Genomic DNA, 18492 nt, shown 5'->3' with positions numbered 1-18492 from the left:
TCAGGAGCCGACAGCTCCGTTTCGGCGTTGTGCCGAGGCACGCTCGCCGATCGCGTTCGCATCTCGCATCGCAGTCGAATCGATTGACAGGATTAATTTCCTCGTATAGGAATGTTCTTGTTTTGTTCCTATAGGAGAGAGCGCATGCCTTCTTTCGCGTTGTTCGATGACGCCGTGGTTGCACGCACGGCGGCGGCAACATCGGGCTGGACCAATTTCACAGGCCTGCAAACCGTCTTTGACTATGCCCGCAGCCAGGACAGGCCGCTTTTCTTTCAGGCTGGCGTGTATGATTCAGGCACGGTCACGGTTCTTCCCAGCAATGGTGGCGGTAAGCCGCTGCTGGCGCGCGCCATTCCGGGTTCGGTGGTGCTTCGCTTCAGTGGTGTGAATAATTTCCTTGTTGTCGATGGGCAGAGCCAAGTGCGTTTTGAGGGCCTCTCGTTCGACGGGCAGAACCGTGCGCTGTCCGACTACGTTGCCGGCAGGCCGGCCTTCATCGCGGTTGCGAACGGCGCCAAGGATGTCGTGTTCGAGGATTGCCGCATCCTCTATTCCCCCGGGATCGGCGTCTATGTAAGGGGGGCGGAAGCCACCTTCCGCGGCACTTATCTCCAGAGCCATTCCGTCGGCATCTGGAGCGAGAACGGCCGCATCAACGTGCTGTCCTGCTCGCTGGCGCTGATGAGCAACAACGGCATCGCGGTCTGGCGTGACACSATCACCGGYGACAGCTCCACAATCTCCGGCAATCTCATCAACGGCATCGACACGGTGGCCGGCGGCACAGGGCAGAATGGCAACGGCATCAGTGTCTTCCGGGCGGTCGGCGTCACAATTACCAACAACCAGATCTTCAATACGCAATACTCGGCCATCCGCTGCAATGGCGGCGGGCTGCACAATGTCAGCAACAACAACATCTTCGGCGCGCGGGAAATCGCGATCTTCATCGAGGCGCCGGGGGCCGGAATCGATCTCACCGGCTGCATCGTGTCCAACAACAGCATCGATACCGCCGGCGGCGGGATCAATGTCGCCAATTCCGGCCTGTACAATGACGGCATCTCGCGCAGCGTCGTCGTGGAGGGCAACCGGATTTCGAGCATGGCCGACAATGCCGTGACCGGCGGAACCACTGGCGGCAACGGCATCGTCGTCGAGCAGGATTGTGTGGTTTCGGGCAACCTGATCGAGAATGTCGCCGGCATCGGCGTTCAGGCCGGCATCAATGACGGCGCGCGCGATCTCGTCGTCACGGGGAATCTGGTTCGTGGTGCGAAGATGGGGATCGGTGTCTCGAACCACGCAGTGTCGTCAAGCGGACGTTCGGTGGTGATCTCCGGAAACATCGTGCGGAGCGCGAGCGTGGGCGGTGTCGTGCCGACGGTCTTCACCGGGGCTGGCCTGGACCGTGTGGGCACGGTTGAATACGGCAATGACCTCGCGACCGCCGCAGGGAGCGTGACGTTCGGCCATAATCGCTATCTCTGAGGGTTCGCGCCTGAAGCCAACAAAAAACCGGGGCGTTGCCGCCCCGGTGAAAGGTAGCCGCGGGATACGCGGCCGGGAGGAAGCCGTGGGCCGGCTCGAAAGAGCCGGCCCGAGCTCTCAGTAGGAGTAGTACATCGCGAACTCGACCGGGTGCGGCGTCATCTCGAAGCGCGCCACATCCTGCATCTTGAGCTCGATATAGCTCTCGATGAAGTCGTCGTTGAAGACGCCGCCGGCCTTGAGRWAGGCGTTGTCCTTCTTSAGSSYYTCSAGSGCCTCGCGCAGCGARCCGCASACSGTCGGGATCTTCTTCAGCTCGCGCGGCGGCAGGTCGTAGAGRTCCTTGTCCATSGCCGGRCCSGGATCGATCTTGTTGATGATGCCGTCGAGGCCGGCCATCAGCATGGCGGCGAAGGCGAGATAGGGGTTCGCCATCGGATCGGGGAAGCGGACCTCGACGCGCTTGGCCTTCGGCGAGGTCGTCCACGGAATACGGCAGGACGCCGAGCGGTTGCGCGCCGAATAGGCGAGCAGCACCGGAGCCTCATAGCCCGGGACGAGGCGCTTGTAGGAGTTCGTCGACGGGTTGGTGAAGGCGTTCAGGGACTTGGCGTGCTTGATGATGCCGCCGATGTACCACAGGCACTCCTGCGACAGGTCGGCATATTTGTTGCCGGCCATCGTCGGCTTGCCGTTCTTCCAGATCGACTGGTGGACGTGCATGCCCGAGCCGTTGTCGCCATAGATCGGCTTCGGCATGAAGGTCGCGGTCTTGCCGTAGCTCTGGGCGACGTTGYGGATCGCGTACTTATAGACCTGCATGGTGTCGGCCATGTGGGTCAGGGTGTCGAACTTCAGGCCGAGCTCGTGCTGGGCGGAAGCGACCTCGTGGTGGTGCTTCTCGACCTTGGCGCCCATGGCCGCCATGGCCGCCAGCATCTCGCCGCGCATGTCCTGCGCCGAATCCTGCGGCGGAACCGGGAAGTAGCCGCCCTTGGTGGCGATGCGGTGGCCGAGATTGCCGCCCTCGTACTCGGTCATGCCGTTGATCGGCAGCTCGACGTTGTCGAGCTTGAAGCCCGTGTTGTACGGATCCGCCGCGATCTTGACGTCGTCGAAGACGAAGAACTCGGCCTCGGGGCCGACATAGATGGTGTCGCCGATGCCGGTCGACTTGAGATAGGCCTCGGCCTTCTTGGCGATGCCGCGCGGGTCGCGGCCATAGGGCTCGCCGGTGGCGGGCTCGAGCACGTCGCAGGTGATGACCATGGTGGCGGCCGAGAAGAACGGGTCCATCACGGCGGTGGTCGGATCCGGCATCAGCAGCATGTCGGACTCGTTGATGGCCTTCCAGCCAGCGATCGAGGAACCGTCGAACATCGTGCCTTCGGCGAAGATGTCCTCGTCGATCATCGTGACGTCGAAGGTCACATGCTGCCACTTGCCGCGCGGGTCGGTGAAGCGGAAATCGACATATTTGACGTCGTTGTCCTTGATCGCCTTGAGGACATCCTTGGCGCTTTTCATTTCAGCATTCCTCTTGCCAGCTATTTCTCAAACTCGCGCGCTGCGGATGGATCCAAATCACCCGGCAGCTCTCGACCCATGTGATGCGGGAAATCGTCAGATCGCGTCCGCGCCTGTCTCGCCCGTGCGGATGCGGATGGCACCCTCCACGCTCGATACAAAAATCTTGCCATCGCCGATGCGGCCGGTCTGGGCGGCCTTCATGATCGCCTCGATCGCGCGCTCGACCATGTCGTCGGCCAGAACGATCTCGATCTTCACCTTCGGCAGGAAGTCGACCACGTATTCGGCGCCGCGATAGAGCTCGGTATGGCCCTTCTGGCGGCCGAAGCCCTTCGCCTCGAGAACGGTGATGCCCTGAAGCCCGACTTCCTGAAGCGCTTCCTTCACCTCGTCCAGCTTGAAGGGCTTGATGATCGCTTCGATCTTCTTCATGCGCCGACCGGCCTCCTTTGCGCCCCAGACCCCGGCCGGAGCCGGGCGGCACCCGCCGCGATCCGGGAGTTTGAACGATCCCCGGCCGCATGCGAAGCACCTTGTCTTGCTCATAGCATCGGCGCCCGCGCACYGCCACGTGGCAGCCCGGCTTCTTGCGCCTGATCGAGAGGCAAAAAACAGCATAAAAAAAAGTCAAACGCCTAATTGTAGTGCAAATGCTGCCTTGGCGCCTTGTTGTCGCGCCGTGCGACCTGCTCTCATGATGGGCCATGCCCGGCACAACGATCCCAGCCATGCGAACGACCGACCTCGCCTTGCTCACAGTGGCGCAGATGGGGGAGGCGGATCGCATCGCGATCGCGGGTGGGACGCCGGGCATCATGCTGATGGAGCGGGCCGGGGCGGCGGTGGCCGATGCGGTCTCCCGCCATGCGGCTTCCGGCGCAAGCGTGAGCGTATTCTGTGGCCCAGGAAACAATGGTGGCGACGGCTTCGTTGCTGCGAGGCTCCTGCGCGAAAGAGGGTTTCAGGTGACGGTCGCTCTGCTGGGCGACGTGCATGCGCTGCGGGGCGATGCCGCCATCGCCGCGGAACGCTGGGGCGGCCCGATCCTGCCGCCGGGCGTGGCCGTGCCGAACGACGCGGACATCCTCGTCGATGCCCTGTTCGGAGCGGGTTTGAGCCGGCCGCTTGCCGGCGAGGCCGCGCAGCTGGTCGCGACGATGAACGCCTCTGGCCGGCCGCTGGTCGCGGTCGATGTTCCCAGCGGGCTTTCGGGCGATACCGGGCAGGCCGAGGGGCCGGTCGTTCGTGCCGCGGAAACGGTGACCTTCTTCCGGCTCAAGCCCGGTCACCTGCTCCAGCCCGGCCGCGATCTCTGCGGACAGGTGACGCTGGCGGATATCGGCATTCCGGCCGAAGCGGCCCTCGAGGCGACCGCTCCTACGGCCTTCGCCAACGGTCCCGCTCTCTGGAGCTGCCATCTGCCGCGCCATGGCAGCTTCACGCATAAATTCGAGCGCGGCGCCGTTGCCGTACTCGCGGGAGGGATCGCCGGCGTCGGGGCGCCGCGGCTCGGCGCGCGGGCGGCCCTACGGATCGGCGCCGGGCTCGCGACCATCCTCTGCGCTCCCGCGGCCCTGGCGGCGCATGCGACGCGGGGGCCGGACGCGCTGATGCAGCGCTCCCTCGCGGACGAAACGGGTCTTGCGCCTCTCCTGGAGGATCGGCGCTTGTCCGTCGTGCTGGCAGGCCCGGCGCTTGGGCTCGATGCGCGAGCTCGCCAGCTGGTTGCGGCGCTTGTCCATAGCAGCAAGCCGCTGGTGCTCGATGCCGATGCGCTGACGATTCTGGCGGAGAATGCGGAAGCCCTGTCGAGGCTGGGACAGCGGAACGCCACTTGCGTGATGACACCGCATGAGGGCGAGTTCCGGCGGCTTTTCGGCCGGGAGCCGGCGATCGACCGGGACTCTTCCAAGCTGGAGCGCGCCCGCAAGGCCGCTGCCTTCAGCGGGGCGATCGTCGTCTACAAGGGAGCCGACACGGTGATCGCATGCCCGGACGGGCGTGCGGCGATCAATGCGACCGGCTCGCCGGCGCTGGCGACCGCCGGTTCCGGCGACGTCCTGGCCGGGATGGTCACGGGGCTGGTCGCGCAGGGCGTGCCGGCCTTTGAAGCGGCCTGCATGGCGGTCTGGCTGCATGGGAAGGCCGGCGAAGCGCTGGGCTTCGGGCTGATCGCGGACGAGCTGCCCGAAGCCGTTCCGCCCTTGCTCCGCACGCTCGCCGCAGGAGCGGGTCCGGATCCATGACGCTGGCACAAACGAAACCGCCCCGTTGCCGGGGCGGTTCGGATCGAACGTGTCAGCTGCCGGAATAGGTCACGGCCGGGGCTGCATTGAGCTGGTCCTTGGTCATGGTGATCTTGCCATGATCCGGATACATGGCTGGCGCCTTCGGAGCCGAGGCTGCCGGCGGAGCCGCGCTCATGCCGCCGCCCGTGCTACCGGCAGCACCGCCCGCCGGGGCAGGGGCCGGAGCGGGTGGGGCGATCGGCTGATCGCTCCAGGTCACCTGCTCGAAAGGAATGGCGACGTCCTTCGCGCCGATGCCGAGGAAGCCGCCGACGCCGACCGTGACCATCTCGATCTTGCCGGTCTTGTCGACGATCACTTCGGTCACGTCACCGACCTTCTTGTCGTCGGGGCCGTAGATATCGACGCCGATCAGCTTGCTGGTACGCCATTTGCCCTGGCCGGCGAGATTGTTTGCCGGCGGCTTGGCAGGCTGAGCCGCGGGAGCCGGGCTCGTCGAGGACGAGGGCGGCGTCGGAGCGCTCGTCTGCGCGAGCGCCGTCGCGGTCAGCATGGCGAATCCGATAGAGGTCATGGCGAGTTTATGCGTGAGCATTTTTTCCTCCTTTATCAGCCCAAGTCGCAGGCCGTTCATGCAACCAACAGATGAAACAAGTTTTTGTTCGTCTTCTGTCGAGACAAACCATGGCAGAGGCGCGCAAATAATCGCGTCACCGAAAGCAGCTTGAAATTCCCTGCTCGTTCGGTTTGCCGACTTGCTTGCATCGCGATGTCGTGATCGGATGCTGCGCTTGCTACAACGTCTGGAAGCCGGTGCTGTTCCCGGAGACGTGGAGATAAATCATGCCGATTGCGTTGACTGTCCTGCTGGCCGAGGCCGAAACCGCAGCGCTCGACCGCCACATCGCGGCGCATCGGCCTGGGCATACGCGTGAAGAGATGGTGGCGGAGATCGTGGCGCGGTGGCTGGAGGCGCAGGAGCCCGCCACCAGAACTCATCCGGATGAAGGACTTCGCCCGGAGGAGCTCAACGCCAGCAACGATTCCTGAACGTTGCTAGGCTCGATGCCGCGGGGATCAGTCGTCGGCGTCGTCGCGACGAAGCTCGAAGGCGAGCATCGCTTCGGCGATCGCTTGCAGTTCCTTGTCCTTTTCGGGGCCGTCGGGCAGGGCGTTCAGTTCCTCGACGCGCTGCTGCGCCCGGTCATAGTCTTCCTCGGTATGGACCATGATCGGCGTTTTCACGGTATCTACCTCCTGTGTCGGCCCGGCTGGGCGGCATGGTCGGCATCCCAGCGTTCGACGGCATCGATGAGAGCCTGCAATTCTTGCTCCTCATCGTCGCCGCGTGTCGAGTCCTTGAGGCTTTCGATGCGATGCCTGGCCAGTCCGTAGTCCTCGACGGTCTCGATCCTGAAGACCGGACGGGTTGCCTCGCCAGTGCTGTCGCCGCGCCGAACCTTGGCTCGCATCGGAACCTCCTGCCTTGAGCCCTGCATAGGAGATACCCGCGACGGCGCGCCCTGTTCCCGCCCGGTTAAGCTTTCCGCAAGAGCCCCGCGGGCATTGATGGTCGATTGGTCGCAGTCACAGGGGCAGGGAGCGCCGCGATGAACAGGCTTCTGGCCACGGTTCTGCTGGTCGGCCTCGCGCAGGCGCCGCAGCCAGCGACCGCCTTCTGGCAGCGCTCGCAATTCACGCGCTGTTCCGATGCAACCACGGAAGACGAGCGTCTGCGGCTGCGCTGCTGGGAACTCGACGCCTATGTCGATCCCGGCTGGCCGGCTCTCGGAGTGGGCGGAGGCGCCTATCTCCTGCCGGAGGCGCCGCCACCGCCTCACAGTCGGAGGCCGATAAAGGGCGGCGTGACGCGCCGGCTCGGCTGAGCGGCTGTTCGCGTGTGACGCAGGGGCTCGCATCGGTCGCAGCGCTGTGAGAGCATGGCCGGGCTCGATCGGCCTTCCCGCGGCGACGCCATGGAAATCCTCTCAGGCTTCGGTTTTCTGACCTTGTTCGGCCTGAGCGCTCTGGCCGGCATCGCCCTGCGCATGTGGCTGCCGGAGGAGCATCTGTCGAAGGAGAACATGGAAGCGGTCCGGCTGGTGACCGGCCTGCTCGTGACCTTCGCCGCGCTGGTGCTGAGCCTGCAGCTCTCGACCGCGCGCTCCGCCTTCGATTCCGCCAACAGGAACCGCTCGCTCTACGCGGCCGAGCTGGCGCGGCTCGACCAATGCCTGCGCAATCTGGGGCCGAGCCTCGCTCCGACCCGGCAGATCCTGAGCCGCTACGTCGCCGCCGTGATCGCCAGTACCTGGCCTGCGGAGCCCGCTCCTTCGGTTGCCGGCATGCCGGATACCCGCCGCATGTCGGTTCGCGGCGAAGATGCGGTTCTGGCCGGCATGCTCAACGAGGTCGGACTGGCCATCGACACGACCGCTCCGGCGCCTGATCTATCCCCGGTTTTGCAACGCTGCCGGGCCGACTACGCCAGAGTTCAGGAAAGCCGCTGGGCCGTGATCGAGGATACGAACGGCCCGCAAAGCGGGCTGTTCCTCGGTATCATCAGCTTCTGGCTTGCGTTGGTGTTCCTGAGCTTCGGGCTGCAGGTGCCGCGCCGTCGAGTCAGCGGCATCGTCCTCGCGATCGGGGTGGTCTCCGTCGCGAGCGTGATGTTCGTCATCGTCGATCTGGCCTTGCCTTACCAAGGCCTGTTCGGGATTCGCAGCCTCGCCATGCGAGAAGCGCTGGCGGATATGAGCCGCTAGATCGCCGAGCGTCCCGTCGGGCGCGATCACGGCGATCTATCTACCTGATCGTATCGAATCGGGCTTTCCGAAAGCCGCGTCCCGGCTTCGGGCCGCCGCGTTCAGTTTTGGCTTTTGGAAGCCGTCGCCTGTTCGAGAATGCGGACGGTTTCCTCGAGGCTCTCCCGCACGCCGAGCATGAAATCCTTGCCGAACCCGATGATGGTGTCCGCCGGTTCGCCCTTGTGGGTGTAGACCACGACGACCTGCTCGGGATTGACATAGACGGGCTTGCCGTCGCGCGGCGAGGTGAATTTGCACAGCTTGGGCACGGCATTCCTCCGGGGCGGGCTTGGGTGCGCGAAGGCGCCGATGGGGGCGGAAGCGTCCGGCGATGGGGCCGGCTCAGGCCGTGGCCCGATTCCGGGTGGTGGTGAGCGGGGTGGGGATCGAACCCACGACCACATGATTAAAAGTCACGTGCTCTACCACTGAGCTACCCGCCCTCACAGGCCCGCTGACATACGGAGGTGAAGGGCGCGGGTCAACATGTCCAATGCACATCCATGCCGCCTGTCCCCTTCCTGGCGTAACCCTCCGGCCCCGTGCGTTAACCGCCCGGAAACCACGCCATCCTAGCCTCATCAGCTATGGTCATTCGTCGCGGTCTCAGATCTGTCTTCGTGACGCTCGCGCTCTATGCGGTGTCGGCGCTGACGGTCAGCTATTTCTTGTTCCACGCCCAGCACGGCGCGCGCGGCCTCGAGGCGCGCGGCGCCGTTCGGGAATCGCTGCGCGAACTGGAAGCGGAGCTGGCGACGCTCACCCTGGAGCGCAAATCCTGGGAGCAGCGCCTCGCCCTCGTGCGCGACGACAATGTCGATCGCGATCTGCTCGACGAGTCGGCGCGTGCCATGCTTGCCCGGACCCACAAGAACGACGTCGTGATCATGGGGCGTTAGCGAGCCGGCTGTTAGTCTCAGACGTATCAATTAACTTGAATCCAGTTACGCCTGCAGTATCATTATATTTCAAAGACTTAGATGATGGTGCAGTGCGAGATAGCGTCCTCGCCAAGGTTTTTTCGATCCTCTACAACAAAGGTCGAAGGCCCTTGGAGGATCGTCTATGGCTGTTGCTGCGCGTAAACCGAAAGCTCCCGCCCCATCGAAAGCCGCCGCCAAGCCGGCAAAGGCACGTTCGGCCAAGGAGGGAGCGGGGCAGTCCGCCCCGGCTGCCAGCAACGTCACTCCCTTCACCAAGGAYGAAGACCTCCACGCCTATCGCGAGATGCTGCTGATCCGGCGCTTCGAGGAGAAGGCCGGCCAGATGTACGGCATGGGCCTGATCGGCGGCTTCTGCCACCTCTATATCGGCCAGGAAGCCGTCGTCATCGGCATGCAGATGGCCTCSAAGGATGGCGACCAGGTCATCACCGGCTATCGCGACCACGGCCACATGCTGGCCTGCGGCATGGAATCGCGCGGCGTGATGGCTGAGCTCACCGGTCGGCGCGGCGGCTATTCGCGCGGCAAGGGCGGCTCGATGCACATGTTCAGCCGCGAGAAGAACTTCTATGGCGGCCACGGCATCGTCGGCGCGCAGGTATCGCTCGGAACGGGCCTCGCCTTCGCCGACTGGTATCGCGGCGACAACACCGTCTCGATGACCTATTTCGGCGACGGTGCCGCCAATCAGGGCCAGGTCTACGAGAGCTTCAACATGGCCGAGCTCTGGAAGCTGCCGGTCGTGTTCATCATCGAGAACAACCGCTACGCCATGGGCACCGCGGTGAGCCGCGCTTCGGCCCAGACCGATTTCTCGCGCCGCGGCGTCTCCTTCAACATTCCGGGCGAGCAGGTCGACGGCATGGATGTCCGGGCCGTTCGCGAGGCCGGCCAGCGCGCGATCGACCATGCGCGCTCCGGCAAGGGCCCCTACATCCTGGAGATGCAGACCTACCGCTATCGCGGCCACTCGATGTCGGACCCGGCGAAGTATCGCTCCAAGGACGAGGTCCAGCGGATGCGCGAGGAGCATGATCCGATCGAGCAGGTCCGCGCGCGGCTGGTCCGCGAGTTCAAGGTCGGCGAGGACGAGCTGAAGGCGATCGACGCCAAGGTGCGCGAGATCGTCAACGACGCCGCCGAATTCGCGACGCATGACCCCGAGCCCGACGTCTCGGAACTTTACACCGACATCCTGCTGGAGCCGGCGCAGGGCTGACGCCCGCGCCGCTGCCGCCTCTCGCCTTTCCCCGCGTCTAGAATCCGGGTGCGTTCATGCCGATCGACATTCTCATGCCTGCCCTTTCTCCCACCATGGAGGAAGGAAAACTGGCCAAATGGCTGAAAAAAGAGGGCGATCAGGTCAAGTCCGGCGACATCATCGCCGAGATTGAGACCGACAAGGCGACCATGGAGGTCGAGGCGGTCGACGAGGGCATCCTCGCCAAGATCCTGGTGCCGGACGGCAGCGAGAATGTCGCGGTCAACACGCGGATCGGCGTGATCGCCGCCGATGGCGAGGATGTCAGCGCCGCGGCGAGCGGAGCCGGCAAGGCGGCGGCCGAGAAGCCGGCCGAGGCCAAGGAAGAGCCGAAGCCCGAGGCCAAGGCGGAAGACGCTCCCGCTGCCAGCAAGCCCGAGAGCGTGCCGGCCCAGGCGAAGGCCTATGACGCTTCGTCCGAATTCCCGGCCGGCGCCGAGATCGTCAGCCAGACGGTCCGCGAGGCGCTGCGTGACGCGATGGCAGAGGAGATGCGCCGCGACGGCGACGTCTTCGTCATGGGCGAGGAGGTCGCGGAGTATCAGGGCGCCTACAAGGTCACTCAAGGGTTGCTGCAGGAGTTCGGCGCCAAGCGCGTCATCGACACCCCGATCACCGAGCATGGCTTCGCCGGCATCGGCGTCGGCGCGGCGCTCTCGGGCCTCAGGCCCATCGTCGAGTTCATGACCTTCAACTTCGCCATGCAGGCGATCGACCAGATCATCAACTCCGCGGCCAAGACGCTCTACATGTCCGGCGGACAGATGGGCTGCCCGATCGTGTTCCGCGGCCCCAACGGCGCGGCCGCCCGCGTCGGTGCCCAACACAGCCACGACTATGCGGCGTGGTACTCCAACGTGCCGGGCCTCAAGGTGGTGATGCCCTACAGCGCCTCCGACGCGAAGGGGCTGCTCAAGAGCGCGATCCGCGACCCGAACCCGGTGATCTTCCTCGAAAACGAGATCATGTACGGCAAGTCCTTCGACGTGCCGAAGGGCGATGATTTCCTGATCCCGATCGGCAAGGCCAAGGTGGTGCGGCCGGGCACCGACGTGACCATCGTCTCCTTCGGCATCGGCATGACCTATGCGCTCGGCGCCGCCGAGGCGCTGGCCAAGGACGGCATCGAGGCCGAGGTCATCGACCTCCGCACGATCCGCCCGATGGATATCGAGACGGTCGTTGCCTCCGTGCAGAAGACCAATCGCTGCGTCGCGGTGGAGGAGGGCTTCCCGCAGTCCGGCGTCACCGCCGAGATCGGCATGAAGATCATGGAGGCGGCGTTCGACTATCTCGACGCCCCCGTCGCCCGCGTCACCGGCAAGGACGTGCCGATGCCTTATGCGGCGAACCTCGAGAAGCTCGCTTTGCCGAATATCGGCGAGGTCGTCGCGGCGGCCAAGGCCGTCTGCTATCGCTGAGAAGGGCTGACCGATGCCGACCAACATCCTGATGCCCGCGCTCTCTCCGACGATGGAGAAGGGCAATCTCGCCAAATGGCTGAAGAAGGAAGGCGACACCRTCAAGKCCGGCGACRTCATCGCCGAGATCGAGACCGAYAAGGCCACGATGGAGGTCGAGGCGGTCGATGAGGGCATCCTCGCCAAGATCGTGGTGCCGGAAGGCACGGCCGATGTCGCCGTCAACGAGGTGATCGGCGTGATCGCCGGCGAGGGCGAGGACGCCAAGAGCGTCTCCGCACCGGCGGCCGGCGCTGCGCCGAAGGCGGAAGCTCCCAAGGCCGAGCCTGCGAAAGCCGAAGTCGCTCCGGCCGCCGCTGCGCCTGCCAAGGCGGCTGAAGCACCGGTTGCGACTGCTCCGGCGAAGGCTGACGGCAGCCGTTCCTTTGCCTCGCCGCTGGCGCGGCGTCTCGCCAAGGAGGCCGGGCTCGACCTCTCCGCCATCGCCGGCTCCGGTCCGCATGGCCGCATCGTCGAGAAGGATGTCGAGGCCGCCAAGAAGGGCGGCGGTGCCAAGGCTGCTCCGGCGGCTGCGCCTGCCGCTGCTCCCACGGCCAAGCCCGCCGCTGCGCCGCTCGCGGCCGGCCCCTCGGACGAGGCGGTCAAGAAGCTGTTCGCGCCGGATTCCTATGAAGAAATCCCGCATGACGGCATGCGCAAGACGATCGCGCGCCGCCTGCTCGAGGCCAAGCAGACCGTCCCGCATTTCTACGTCACCGTCGATTGCGAACTCGACGCGCTGCTCAAGCTGCGCGCGGAGCTCAATGCGGCCGCGCCGGAGAAGGATGGCAAGCCCGCCTACAAGCTCTCGGTCAACGACATGGTCATCAAGGCGCTGGCGCTGGCGCTCAAGGCCGTTCCGGACGCAAACGTGTCCTGGACCGAGAACGCGATGCTCAAGCACAAGCATGCCGATGTCGGCGTTGCCGTCTCGATCCCGGGCGGCCTGATCACGCCGATCATCCGCGATGCCTGCCACAAGACGCTGTCGCAGATCTCCAACGAGATGAAGGACATGGCGGCCCGCGCCAAGGCCCGCAAGCTGAAGCCCGAAGAGTATCAGGGCGGCACGACGGCGGTCTCGAACCTCGGCATGTTCGGGGTCAAGGACTTCGCGGCGATCGTCAATCCGCCGCATGCGACGATCCTGGCGGTTGGCGCCGGCGAGCAGCGCGTCATCGTCAAGGGTGGCCAGCCGTCTGTCGCGACGGTGATGTCGGTGACGCTCTCGACCGACCACCGCGCCGTCGACGGCGCGCTTGGCGCCGAGCTTCTCGCGGCGTTCAAGGGCTATATCGAGAAGCCCATGGCGATGCTGGTCTGAGGCGGCGGGAGAGAGACCATGGCTGACTACGACATCATCGTCATCGGCTCCGGCCCTGGCGGCTATATCGCCGCCATCCGCGCCGCCCAGCTCGGCTTCAGGACCGCGATCGTCGAGCGTGAGCATCTCGCCGGCATCTGCTCGAACTGGGGCTGCATCCCGACCAAGGCSYTGCTGCGCTCGGCCGAGATYCTGCATTACGGCCAGCATGCCAARGAYTAYGGGCTSACGCTSGARGGCTCSTTCAAGGCCGATCTCGATGCCGTCGTGAAGCGCTCGCGCGGCATCGCGGTCAGGATGAACAACGGCGTCCAGTTCCTGATGAAGAAGAACAAGGTCGACGTGATCTGGGGCGAGGCCAAGCTGACCAAGCCCGGCACGATCGCCGTCGCGCCGACCAAGAAGCCGGCGATGCAGCCGCAAGGGCCGGTGCCGAAGGGCGCCAAGGGCGAGGGCACCTAYACCGCCGACCACATCATCGTCGCGACSGGCGCMCGSCCGCGCGCKCTKCCCGGYCTCGAGCCGGAYGGCAAGCTGATCTGGACCTATTTCGAGKCGATGGTYCCGSMSAAGATGCCGAAATCGCTGCTSGTGATGGGCTCSGGCGCGATCGGCATCGAATTCGCGTCGTTCTACCGGACGATGGGTGTCGATGTGACGGTGGTCGAGGTGCTGCCGCAGGTCGTGCCGGTCGAGGATGCCGAGATCGGCGCCTTCGCSCGCAARGCCTTCGAGAAGCAGGGCATGAAGATCATCACCAGCGCCAAGGTGACGAAGGTCGAGAAATCAGCGGACTCCGTCACCGCCCATATCGAGGACGAGAAGGGCGGCAAGCAGACGATCACGGCGGACCGGATGATCTCGGCTGTCGGTGTCGTCGGCAATATCGAGAATATCGGGCTGGAGGCGCTCTGCGTGAAAACCGATCGCGGCTGCATCGTCATCGACGATCTCTGCCGGACCAACGTCAAGGGCGTCTACGCCATCGGTGACGTCGCCGGCCCGCCGATGCTGGCGCACAAGGCCGAGCATGAGGCGGTGATCTGCGTCGAGGCGATCAAGGGGCTGCATCCGCACCCGATGGACAAGTCGATGATCCCGGGCTGCACCTATTGCCACCCGCAGATCGCCAGCGTCGGCCTGACCGAGGCGAAGGCCAAGGCTGCCGGCTACGAGCTCAAAGTCGGCCGCTTCAACTTCGTCGCCAACGGCAAGGCCGTGGCGCTCGGCGAGGATTCGGGGCTGGCGAAGACGATCTTCGACGCCAAGACCGGCAAGCTGCTCGGCGCCCATCTGGTCGGCCCGGAAGTGACCGAGCTGATCCAGGGCTTCGTCGTCGCGATGAACCTCGAGACGACCGAGGAAGAGCTGATGCACACCATCTTCCCGCATCCGACCCTGTCGGAGGTGATGAAGGAAAGCGTGCTCGATGCTTACGGCAAGGTGTTGAACGCCTGAGCTGCGCAGTCACGGCGGAGAGCCTGGAATTGGCTCTCCATGGGCGATATGGCGGCGGGGGCGTGCCATGAAGCGTGCGGGTGCAAGGCTGCTGACCGTTCTCGCGGCTGTCCTGTTCGGCGGCGCGGGAGCCTTGGCCTGTGACGGCGATACATGCGCCAACGGCCTGGCCTATGAAGCGTTCGGCGCGGCACCCGGCGGCGGGACGCGCCCCGTCCTCGCCATCTTCGTCCATGGGGACGTTTCGGCCGGAGGGCCGGCCGACTACATGTACGGCCATGCGAGGCGGTTCGCGGCCGGCCGCAAGAATGTGGTGGCCGTCGCCCTGCTGCGGCCCGGCTATTACGACCGCGCCGGCCGTCGCAGCGACGGCTCCGATAATGGCCGTCGGGATACGTTCCAATCCGGCAACAACAGCGCTGTCGCCGGGGCGATCCAGGAGCTGAAGCGCATCTACAACGCCCGCAGCGTGGTGGCTCTCGGGCATTCGGGCGGCGCCGGCACGATCGGTGTTGTGGCCGGAAGCCATCCCGGCCTGATCAACGGCCTCGTGCTGGTGTCCTGCCCTTGCGACGTCCCGGCCTGGTATGCCAGCCGAGGCCGGCGGCCAGGAGCGGCTCAGTCGCCGGTGGACTACGTGTCCGGCATTCCCGCAGGGACGCCGATCGTCACTGTCACCGGACAGGCGGACGACAACACCCGCCCGGAACTGGCGGCGGACTATGTCGCGAAGGTGCAGGCGAGGGGGCTGCCCGCGAGAGCGCAGATCGTCGGGGGCGGGCATAATTTCGGTGGCGCACTTGCGGCGACGTCGGTTTCCGCGCTCGCAGCGATGGTCCGCTGATCGGCAGCGACGCTCGCCCGCATCGACTTGGCGGCCGCCCGTCCGCGCTCCATATTGCGCCCATGCCGCCACGCACCCGCAAATCGCCGAAGCCCGACCGCGTCGTCCGCGACGAGGATATCGAGATCCTGCCGCCGCGCCGGACGCTGCCGCTCGACTGGAGCGTCATCGTCCCGACAGTGGCGTCCGGCACCGTCATCGGCTTCGCCGCGAGCCTCGTGGTCGGTGGAGGCGGGCTGATCCGCCATGCCGTCGTCGGCGTGCTCGGCATGCTGGTGGGGCAGGGCATCGTGCGCCTGACCGGCTGGCGATTGAATACGGGCTACGGTTTCCTCGACGATGCCGGCATGGCGGTGCTGGGTGCCATCCTCGTCATCCTGCTGGCACGCTTCATCGCGTAAGTTTGGATTTCGTCTTCAGGAACTTTCGCGCAGGGCTTACGGTTATCGGCGCGCGCCTTCGCGCATGGCTAGGGGGATATCCGCGATGGAAAGCTTTGCCGCCACCATGGCCCAGCCGGGCTACGGTTTCTTCATGACGCTGCTGATCGGTCTCATCGCCGGCTGGATCGCCGAGCGCCTGACCTCATCCGATCACGGTCTCTTCACCAACATGCTGGTCGGCGTCGCYGGCTCCTTCGTCGGCGCCAAGATCGCCGAATTGCTGGAGGTTCCGGTCTTCGGCTTCTGGCGGACGCTGACGGCTGCGGTGGCCGGCGCCATCGTCATCATCGTGATCTGGAACGCGGCGCGCGGGCGCCGCTGAGGAGCGCTCGCCCGTCGGGCAGTTGCGGGAGCGCGCTTTGGGGATTAGCTAAGAGGGAGCCGGCCTTGCCGGCTCCTGCTTTTGAAGCCCGGACCCCGTTATGGCGCTTGTTCTCGACCTTCTGAACCGCGATCCGCGACCCAATGCCGGCAATCCGAAGGCGGAAGCTCGCCAGCCCGCAGCGGAGTTGCGCCACCCCGAGAAGCAGAAGCGGCCGGAAAACCCGGTCCTGCGCAAGCCGGACTGGATCCGCGTCAAGGCGCCAGGCTCGCCGAAATGGGCCGAGACGCAGAAGATCGTGAAGGCCGAGAAGCTGGTCACGGTCTGCGAGGAGGCCGGCTGCCCGAATATCGGCGAGTGCTGGGAGAAGAAGCACGCCACCTTCATGATCATGGGCGACACCTGCACGCGGGCCTGCGCCTTCTGCAACGTGAAGACCGGTGTGCCGCTGCCGCTCGATCTGGAGGAGCCGCGCAAGGTCGCGGATGCCGTCGCCAAGCTCGGGCTCGAGCATGTCGTCATCACCTCGGTCGACCGCGACGACCTCAAGGATGGCGGCGCCGAGCATTTCGCCAACGTGATCCGCGCCATTCGCAAGGCTTCGCCCGGCACCACCATCGAGATCCTGACGCCGGACTTCCTGCGCAAGCCGGGCGCGCTCGAAGTGGTCGTCGCGGCCAAGCCCGACGTCTTCAACCACAATCTCGAGACCGTGCCGGGCAAGTATCTGAAGGTGCGGCCGGGCGCGCGCTATTTCCATTCGCTGCGGCTGCTGCAGCAGGTGAAGGAGCTCGACCCTACGATCTTCACCAAGTCCGGCATCATGGTCGGGCTCGGCGAGGAGCGGAACGAGGTTCTCCAGCTCATGGACGATCTGCGCTCGGCCGAGGTCGACTTCATGACCATCGGCCAGTACCTCGCGCCCTCGCGCAAGCACCATGCGGTGATCCGCTTCGTCACGCCGGACGAGTTCAAGAGCTTCGAGACCATCGCCTACGCCAAGGGCTTCCTGATGGTGTCCTCGACGCCGCTGACCCGCTCCTCGCACCATGCCGGCGAGGATTTCGCCCGGCTGCGCGCGAATCGCGCGGCAAAGCTCGGCGGCTGACGGCGCCGTTCCCCATGCCGATGTTCAACAGCACCCGCCGGGTGAAACACTCGCCCGAGCAGATGTTCGCGCTCGTGGCGGATATCGAGAAATACCCGCAATTCCTGCCGCTCTGCGAGGGGCTGGTGGTGCGCCGCCGCACGCCGCGCGAAGGCGGGGGCGAGGTGCTGTTGGCCGATATGACGGTCGGCTACAGGGCGATCCGCGAGACCTTCACCAGCCGCGTCACGCTCGATCCGGCAAACTTGAAGATCCTGGTCGAATATGTCGACGGGCCGTTCCGGCATCTGGAGAATCGCTGGACCTTCAGGCCGAACGAGAGCGGCTGCGAGGTCGGCTTCTTCATTTCCTACGAATTCGCCAGCCGCATGCTCGGCCTGCTGATGGGCGCCATGTTCGACAAGGCCTTCCGCAAGTTCTCGGAAGCCTTCGAGCGCCGGGCCGATCAGGTCTATGGACGCGGCGGGGCTGCAGCGCTCGGAACATAGAGCTTGCCGAGCGTCGAAGCGAACGCGCGAAAGTAAGTCTCTACGGCCCGGTCAGCGCCGTCTCGCGCAGCAGATCAAGCGCTTCCAGCACGCTGAGGCGGCGGATCTCGTCGCGCGATTTCTCGCCGAAGCGGCGTTCGCGATGGCGCGTGCCGGAAGGGCCGGCGCAGGCGAAATGGACGAGCCCGACCGGCTTCTCGACGCTGCCGCCGCCGGGGCCGGCAACGCCGGTGATCGAAACCGCGAAGGTGGCATCGAGGCGCTTGCGGCCACCTTCCGCCATGGCACGGGCGACGGGTTCGCTGACGGCGCCGTGCTGTTTCAGCAGGGGCTCGGGAACGCCGGCGAGAGCCGCCTTGGCCTCGTTCGCATAGGTGATCAGCCCGCCCAGTACCATCGCGGACGAGCCGGCGATCGCCGTCAGCGCCCCGCAGACGAGGCCGCCGGTGCAGGATTCGATCGTGGCGACCGTGAAGCCGCGCTCCTTGCTCATGTCGAGCAGTTCGGCTGCAAGCGCGCGGATGTCGGGATCGAACATGGCCTCACTCCTCCTCGGGCAGCCGGATCGTTGCTGTGGCCAGCGCGGCGAGGCCTTCGCGCCGGCCGGTGAAGCCCATGCGCTCGGAGGTCGTCGCCTTGATCGCGACCTTGCCGGCCGTGACGCCGGCGGCGGCTGCGATCGCTGCGCGGATCGCGTCGCGATGTGGGCCGATCTTCGGCGCCTCGCAGACGATGGTGAGGTCGAGATGGTCGATGCGGG

At 65.6% G+C, this 18492-nt stretch carries 23 protein-coding genes and 1 tRNA gene; 15 read left to right on the top strand and 9 right to left on the bottom strand.

Going from position 1 to position 18492, the window contains the following annotated elements; genetic code table 11:
* The first annotated feature begins 144 nt into the window (after positions 1-144).
* On the top strand, positions 145-1494 hold the full coding sequence (locus AB4Y99_RS05675; RefSeq protein WP_162719984.1) for a TIGR03808 family TAT-translocated repetitive protein: 1350 nt from the start codon (positions 145-147) through the stop codon (positions 1492-1494).
* A gap of 117 nt (positions 1495-1611) precedes the next feature.
* Here the strand turns inward: AB4Y99_RS05675 and glnA are convergent, their stop codons facing one another.
* Both glnA and AB4Y99_RS05665 read right to left on the bottom strand, forming a co-directional pair.
* Entirely contained in the window at positions 1612-3021 is a 1410-nt protein-coding gene (gene glnA, locus AB4Y99_RS05670; RefSeq protein ID WP_441522654.1) for a type I glutamate--ammonia ligase, read from the bottom strand.
* Between the two features lie 96 nt (positions 3022-3117).
* Positions 3118-3456 carry a P-II family nitrogen regulator gene (locus tag AB4Y99_RS05665; protein ID WP_038365795.1) on the bottom strand — a complete coding sequence of 113 codons (339 nt, stop codon included), beginning with the start codon at positions 3454-3456 and terminating at the stop codon, positions 3118-3120.
* A 296-nt stretch (positions 3457-3752) separates the two neighbouring features.
* Here AB4Y99_RS05665 and AB4Y99_RS05660 point away from each other — a divergent pair, with 296 nt between their 5' ends.
* Positions 3753-5270: an NAD(P)H-hydrate dehydratase gene (locus AB4Y99_RS05660; RefSeq protein WP_441522653.1), complete on the top strand. Its 1518-nt coding sequence runs from the start codon at positions 3753-3755 to the stop codon at positions 5268-5270.
* A 52-nt stretch (positions 5271-5322) separates the two neighbouring features.
* Here the strand turns inward: AB4Y99_RS05660 and AB4Y99_RS05655 are convergent, their stop codons facing one another.
* Positions 5323-5868, bottom strand: coding sequence for a PRC-barrel domain-containing protein (locus AB4Y99_RS05655; protein WP_112762259.1), 546 nt, complete (start codon positions 5866-5868; stop codon positions 5323-5325).
* A gap of 248 nt (positions 5869-6116) precedes the next feature.
* On the opposite strand from AB4Y99_RS05655, the gene AB4Y99_RS05650 reads away from it, so the two are divergent.
* Positions 6117-6323 carry a hypothetical protein gene (locus tag AB4Y99_RS05650; protein WP_142020985.1) on the top strand — a complete coding sequence of 69 codons (207 nt, stop codon included), beginning with the start codon at positions 6117-6119 and terminating at the stop codon, positions 6321-6323.
* 27 nt (positions 6324-6350) lie between these two features.
* Here AB4Y99_RS05650 and AB4Y99_RS05645 read toward each other — a convergent pair whose 3' ends face one another.
* Together AB4Y99_RS05645 and AB4Y99_RS05640 are read right to left on the bottom strand one after the other, a co-directional pair.
* Positions 6351-6518 (bottom strand): hypothetical protein, encoded by a 168-nt coding sequence (locus AB4Y99_RS05645; RefSeq protein WP_156116011.1) that lies wholly within the window; start codon positions 6516-6518, stop codon positions 6351-6353.
* Between the two features lie 5 nt (positions 6519-6523).
* Entirely contained in the window at positions 6524-6745 is a 222-nt protein-coding gene (locus tag AB4Y99_RS05640; protein WP_112762257.1) for a hypothetical protein, read from the bottom strand.
* A gap of 138 nt (positions 6746-6883) precedes the next feature.
* Here AB4Y99_RS05640 and AB4Y99_RS05635 point away from each other — a divergent pair, with 138 nt between their 5' ends.
* Together AB4Y99_RS05635 and AB4Y99_RS05630 are read left to right on the top strand one after the other, a co-directional pair.
* Positions 6884-7159, top strand: a complete 276-nt coding sequence (locus AB4Y99_RS05635) for a hypothetical protein (RefSeq protein WP_113252295.1) — start codon at positions 6884-6886, stop codon at positions 7157-7159.
* Positions 7160-7249: 90 nt separating this feature from the next.
* Positions 7250-8038, top strand: a complete 789-nt coding sequence (locus tag AB4Y99_RS05630; RefSeq protein ID WP_370955655.1) for a bestrophin-like domain — start codon at positions 7250-7252, stop codon at positions 8036-8038.
* 101 nt (positions 8039-8139) lie between these two features.
* Here AB4Y99_RS05630 and AB4Y99_RS05625 read toward each other — a convergent pair whose 3' ends face one another.
* Together AB4Y99_RS05625 and AB4Y99_RS05620 are read right to left on the bottom strand one after the other, a co-directional pair.
* Positions 8140-8349, bottom strand: coding sequence for a hypothetical protein (locus AB4Y99_RS05625; protein WP_038365813.1), 210 nt, complete (start codon positions 8347-8349; stop codon positions 8140-8142).
* A gap of 99 nt (positions 8350-8448) precedes the next feature.
* A tRNA-Lys gene (locus AB4Y99_RS05620) sits at positions 8449-8523 on the bottom strand.
* Positions 8524-8700: 177 nt separating this feature from the next.
* Here AB4Y99_RS05620 and AB4Y99_RS05615 point away from each other — a divergent pair.
* From AB4Y99_RS05615 to AB4Y99_RS05570, 10 genes are all read left to right on the top strand, one after another.
* The gene (locus AB4Y99_RS05615; RefSeq protein WP_248311225.1) at positions 8701-8979 is read left to right on the top strand and encodes an FtsB family cell division protein; all 279 of its coding nucleotides are present in this window, start codon (positions 8701-8703) and stop codon (positions 8977-8979) included.
* Positions 8980-9145: 166 nt separating this feature from the next.
* The gene (pdhA, locus tag AB4Y99_RS05610) at positions 9146-10243 is read left to right on the top strand and encodes a pyruvate dehydrogenase (acetyl-transferring) E1 component subunit alpha (RefSeq protein ID WP_038365819.1); all 1098 of its coding nucleotides are present in this window, start codon (positions 9146-9148) and stop codon (positions 10241-10243) included.
* 56 nt (positions 10244-10299) lie between these two features.
* The gene (locus AB4Y99_RS05605) at positions 10300-11706 is read left to right on the top strand and encodes a pyruvate dehydrogenase complex E1 component subunit beta (RefSeq protein ID WP_038365823.1); all 1407 of its coding nucleotides are present in this window, start codon (positions 10300-10302) and stop codon (positions 11704-11706) included.
* Positions 11707-11719: 13 nt separating this feature from the next.
* A complete protein-coding gene (locus AB4Y99_RS05600; protein ID WP_441522652.1) occupies positions 11720-13069 on the top strand; it encodes a pyruvate dehydrogenase complex dihydrolipoamide acetyltransferase in 1350 nt (449 codons plus the stop codon).
* An 18-nt stretch (positions 13070-13087) separates the two neighbouring features.
* Complete coding sequence (gene lpdA / locus AB4Y99_RS05595) at positions 13088-14527, top strand: dihydrolipoyl dehydrogenase (RefSeq protein WP_441522651.1); 1440 nt, start codon at positions 13088-13090, stop codon at positions 14525-14527.
* A gap of 67 nt (positions 14528-14594) precedes the next feature.
* Complete coding sequence (locus tag AB4Y99_RS05590; RefSeq protein ID WP_162737754.1) at positions 14595-15371, top strand: alpha/beta hydrolase family protein; 777 nt, start codon at positions 14595-14597, stop codon at positions 15369-15371.
* 62 nt (positions 15372-15433) lie between these two features.
* Positions 15434-15772, top strand: a complete 339-nt coding sequence (locus AB4Y99_RS05585; RefSeq protein WP_142020979.1) for a GlsB/YeaQ/YmgE family stress response membrane protein — start codon at positions 15434-15436, stop codon at positions 15770-15772.
* Positions 15773-15857: 85 nt separating this feature from the next.
* On the top strand, positions 15858-16136 hold the full coding sequence (locus AB4Y99_RS05580; protein ID WP_038365832.1) for a GlsB/YeaQ/YmgE family stress response membrane protein: 279 nt from the start codon (positions 15858-15860) through the stop codon (positions 16134-16136).
* Positions 16137-16236: 100 nt separating this feature from the next.
* On the top strand, positions 16237-17244 hold the full coding sequence (gene lipA, locus AB4Y99_RS05575) for a lipoyl synthase (protein ID WP_038365835.1): 1008 nt from the start codon (positions 16237-16239) through the stop codon (positions 17242-17244).
* Positions 17245-17258: 14 nt separating this feature from the next.
* A complete protein-coding gene (locus AB4Y99_RS05570; protein ID WP_441522650.1) occupies positions 17259-17732 on the top strand; it encodes a type II toxin-antitoxin system RatA family toxin in 474 nt (157 codons plus the stop codon).
* A 40-nt stretch (positions 17733-17772) separates the two neighbouring features.
* On the opposite strand, the gene AB4Y99_RS05565 is transcribed toward AB4Y99_RS05570, so the two are convergent.
* On the bottom strand, positions 17773-18270 hold the full coding sequence (locus AB4Y99_RS05565; RefSeq protein ID WP_441522649.1) for a CinA family protein: 498 nt from the start codon (positions 18268-18270) through the stop codon (positions 17773-17775).
* Positions 18271-18274: 4 nt separating this feature from the next.
* On the bottom strand, positions 18275-18492 hold a 218-nt coding region (locus AB4Y99_RS05560; protein ID WP_441522648.1), incomplete at its 5' end, for a 2-C-methyl-D-erythritol 2,4-cyclodiphosphate synthase.

This window comes from Allobosea sp. TAB14, assembly GCF_052113865.1.
In the GTDB taxonomy this organism is placed as follows: domain Bacteria; phylum Pseudomonadota; class Alphaproteobacteria; order Rhizobiales; family Beijerinckiaceae; genus Allobosea; species Allobosea spartocytisi.
The sequence above is the reverse complement of the archived record's forward strand: the minus strand, read 5'-3'. Positions and strand labels throughout refer to the sequence as shown.

Coding starts and splice junctions, on each gene's coding strand:
- AB4Y99_RS05665 (WP_038365795.1), bottom strand. CDS start 3,456: ATGAAGAAGATCGAAGCGATCATCAAGCCCTTCAAGCTGGACGAGGTG.
- AB4Y99_RS05660 (WP_441522653.1), top strand. CDS start 3,753: ATGCGAACGACCGACCTCGCCTTGCTCACAGTGGCGCAGATGGGGGAG.
- AB4Y99_RS05655 (WP_112762259.1), bottom strand. CDS start 5,868: ATGCTCACGCATAAACTCGCCATGACCTCTATCGGATTCGCCATGCTG.
- AB4Y99_RS05650 (WP_142020985.1), top strand. CDS start 6,117: ATGCCGATTGCGTTGACTGTCCTGCTGGCCGAGGCCGAAACCGCAGCG.
- AB4Y99_RS05640 (WP_112762257.1), bottom strand. CDS start 6,745: ATGCGAGCCAAGGTTCGGCGCGGCGACAGCACTGGCGAGGCAACCCGT.
- AB4Y99_RS05635 (WP_113252295.1), top strand. CDS start 6,884: ATGAACAGGCTTCTGGCCACGGTTCTGCTGGTCGGCCTCGCGCAGGCG.
- AB4Y99_RS05630 (WP_370955655.1), top strand. CDS start 7,250: ATGGAAATCCTCTCAGGCTTCGGTTTTCTGACCTTGTTCGGCCTGAGC.
- AB4Y99_RS05605 (WP_038365823.1), top strand. CDS start 10,300: ATGCCGATCGACATTCTCATGCCTGCCCTTTCTCCCACCATGGAGGAA.
- AB4Y99_RS05590 (WP_162737754.1), top strand. CDS start 14,595: ATGAAGCGTGCGGGTGCAAGGCTGCTGACCGTTCTCGCGGCTGTCCTG.
- AB4Y99_RS05585 (WP_142020979.1), top strand. CDS start 15,434: ATGCCGCCACGCACCCGCAAATCGCCGAAGCCCGACCGCGTCGTCCGC.
- lipA (WP_038365835.1), top strand. CDS start 16,237: ATGGCGCTTGTTCTCGACCTTCTGAACCGCGATCCGCGACCCAATGCC.
- AB4Y99_RS05570 (WP_441522650.1), top strand. CDS start 17,259: ATGCCGATGTTCAACAGCACCCGCCGGGTGAAACACTCGCCCGAGCAG.
- AB4Y99_RS05565 (WP_441522649.1), bottom strand. CDS start 18,270: ATGTTCGATCCCGACATCCGCGCGCTTGCAGCCGAACTGCTCGACATG.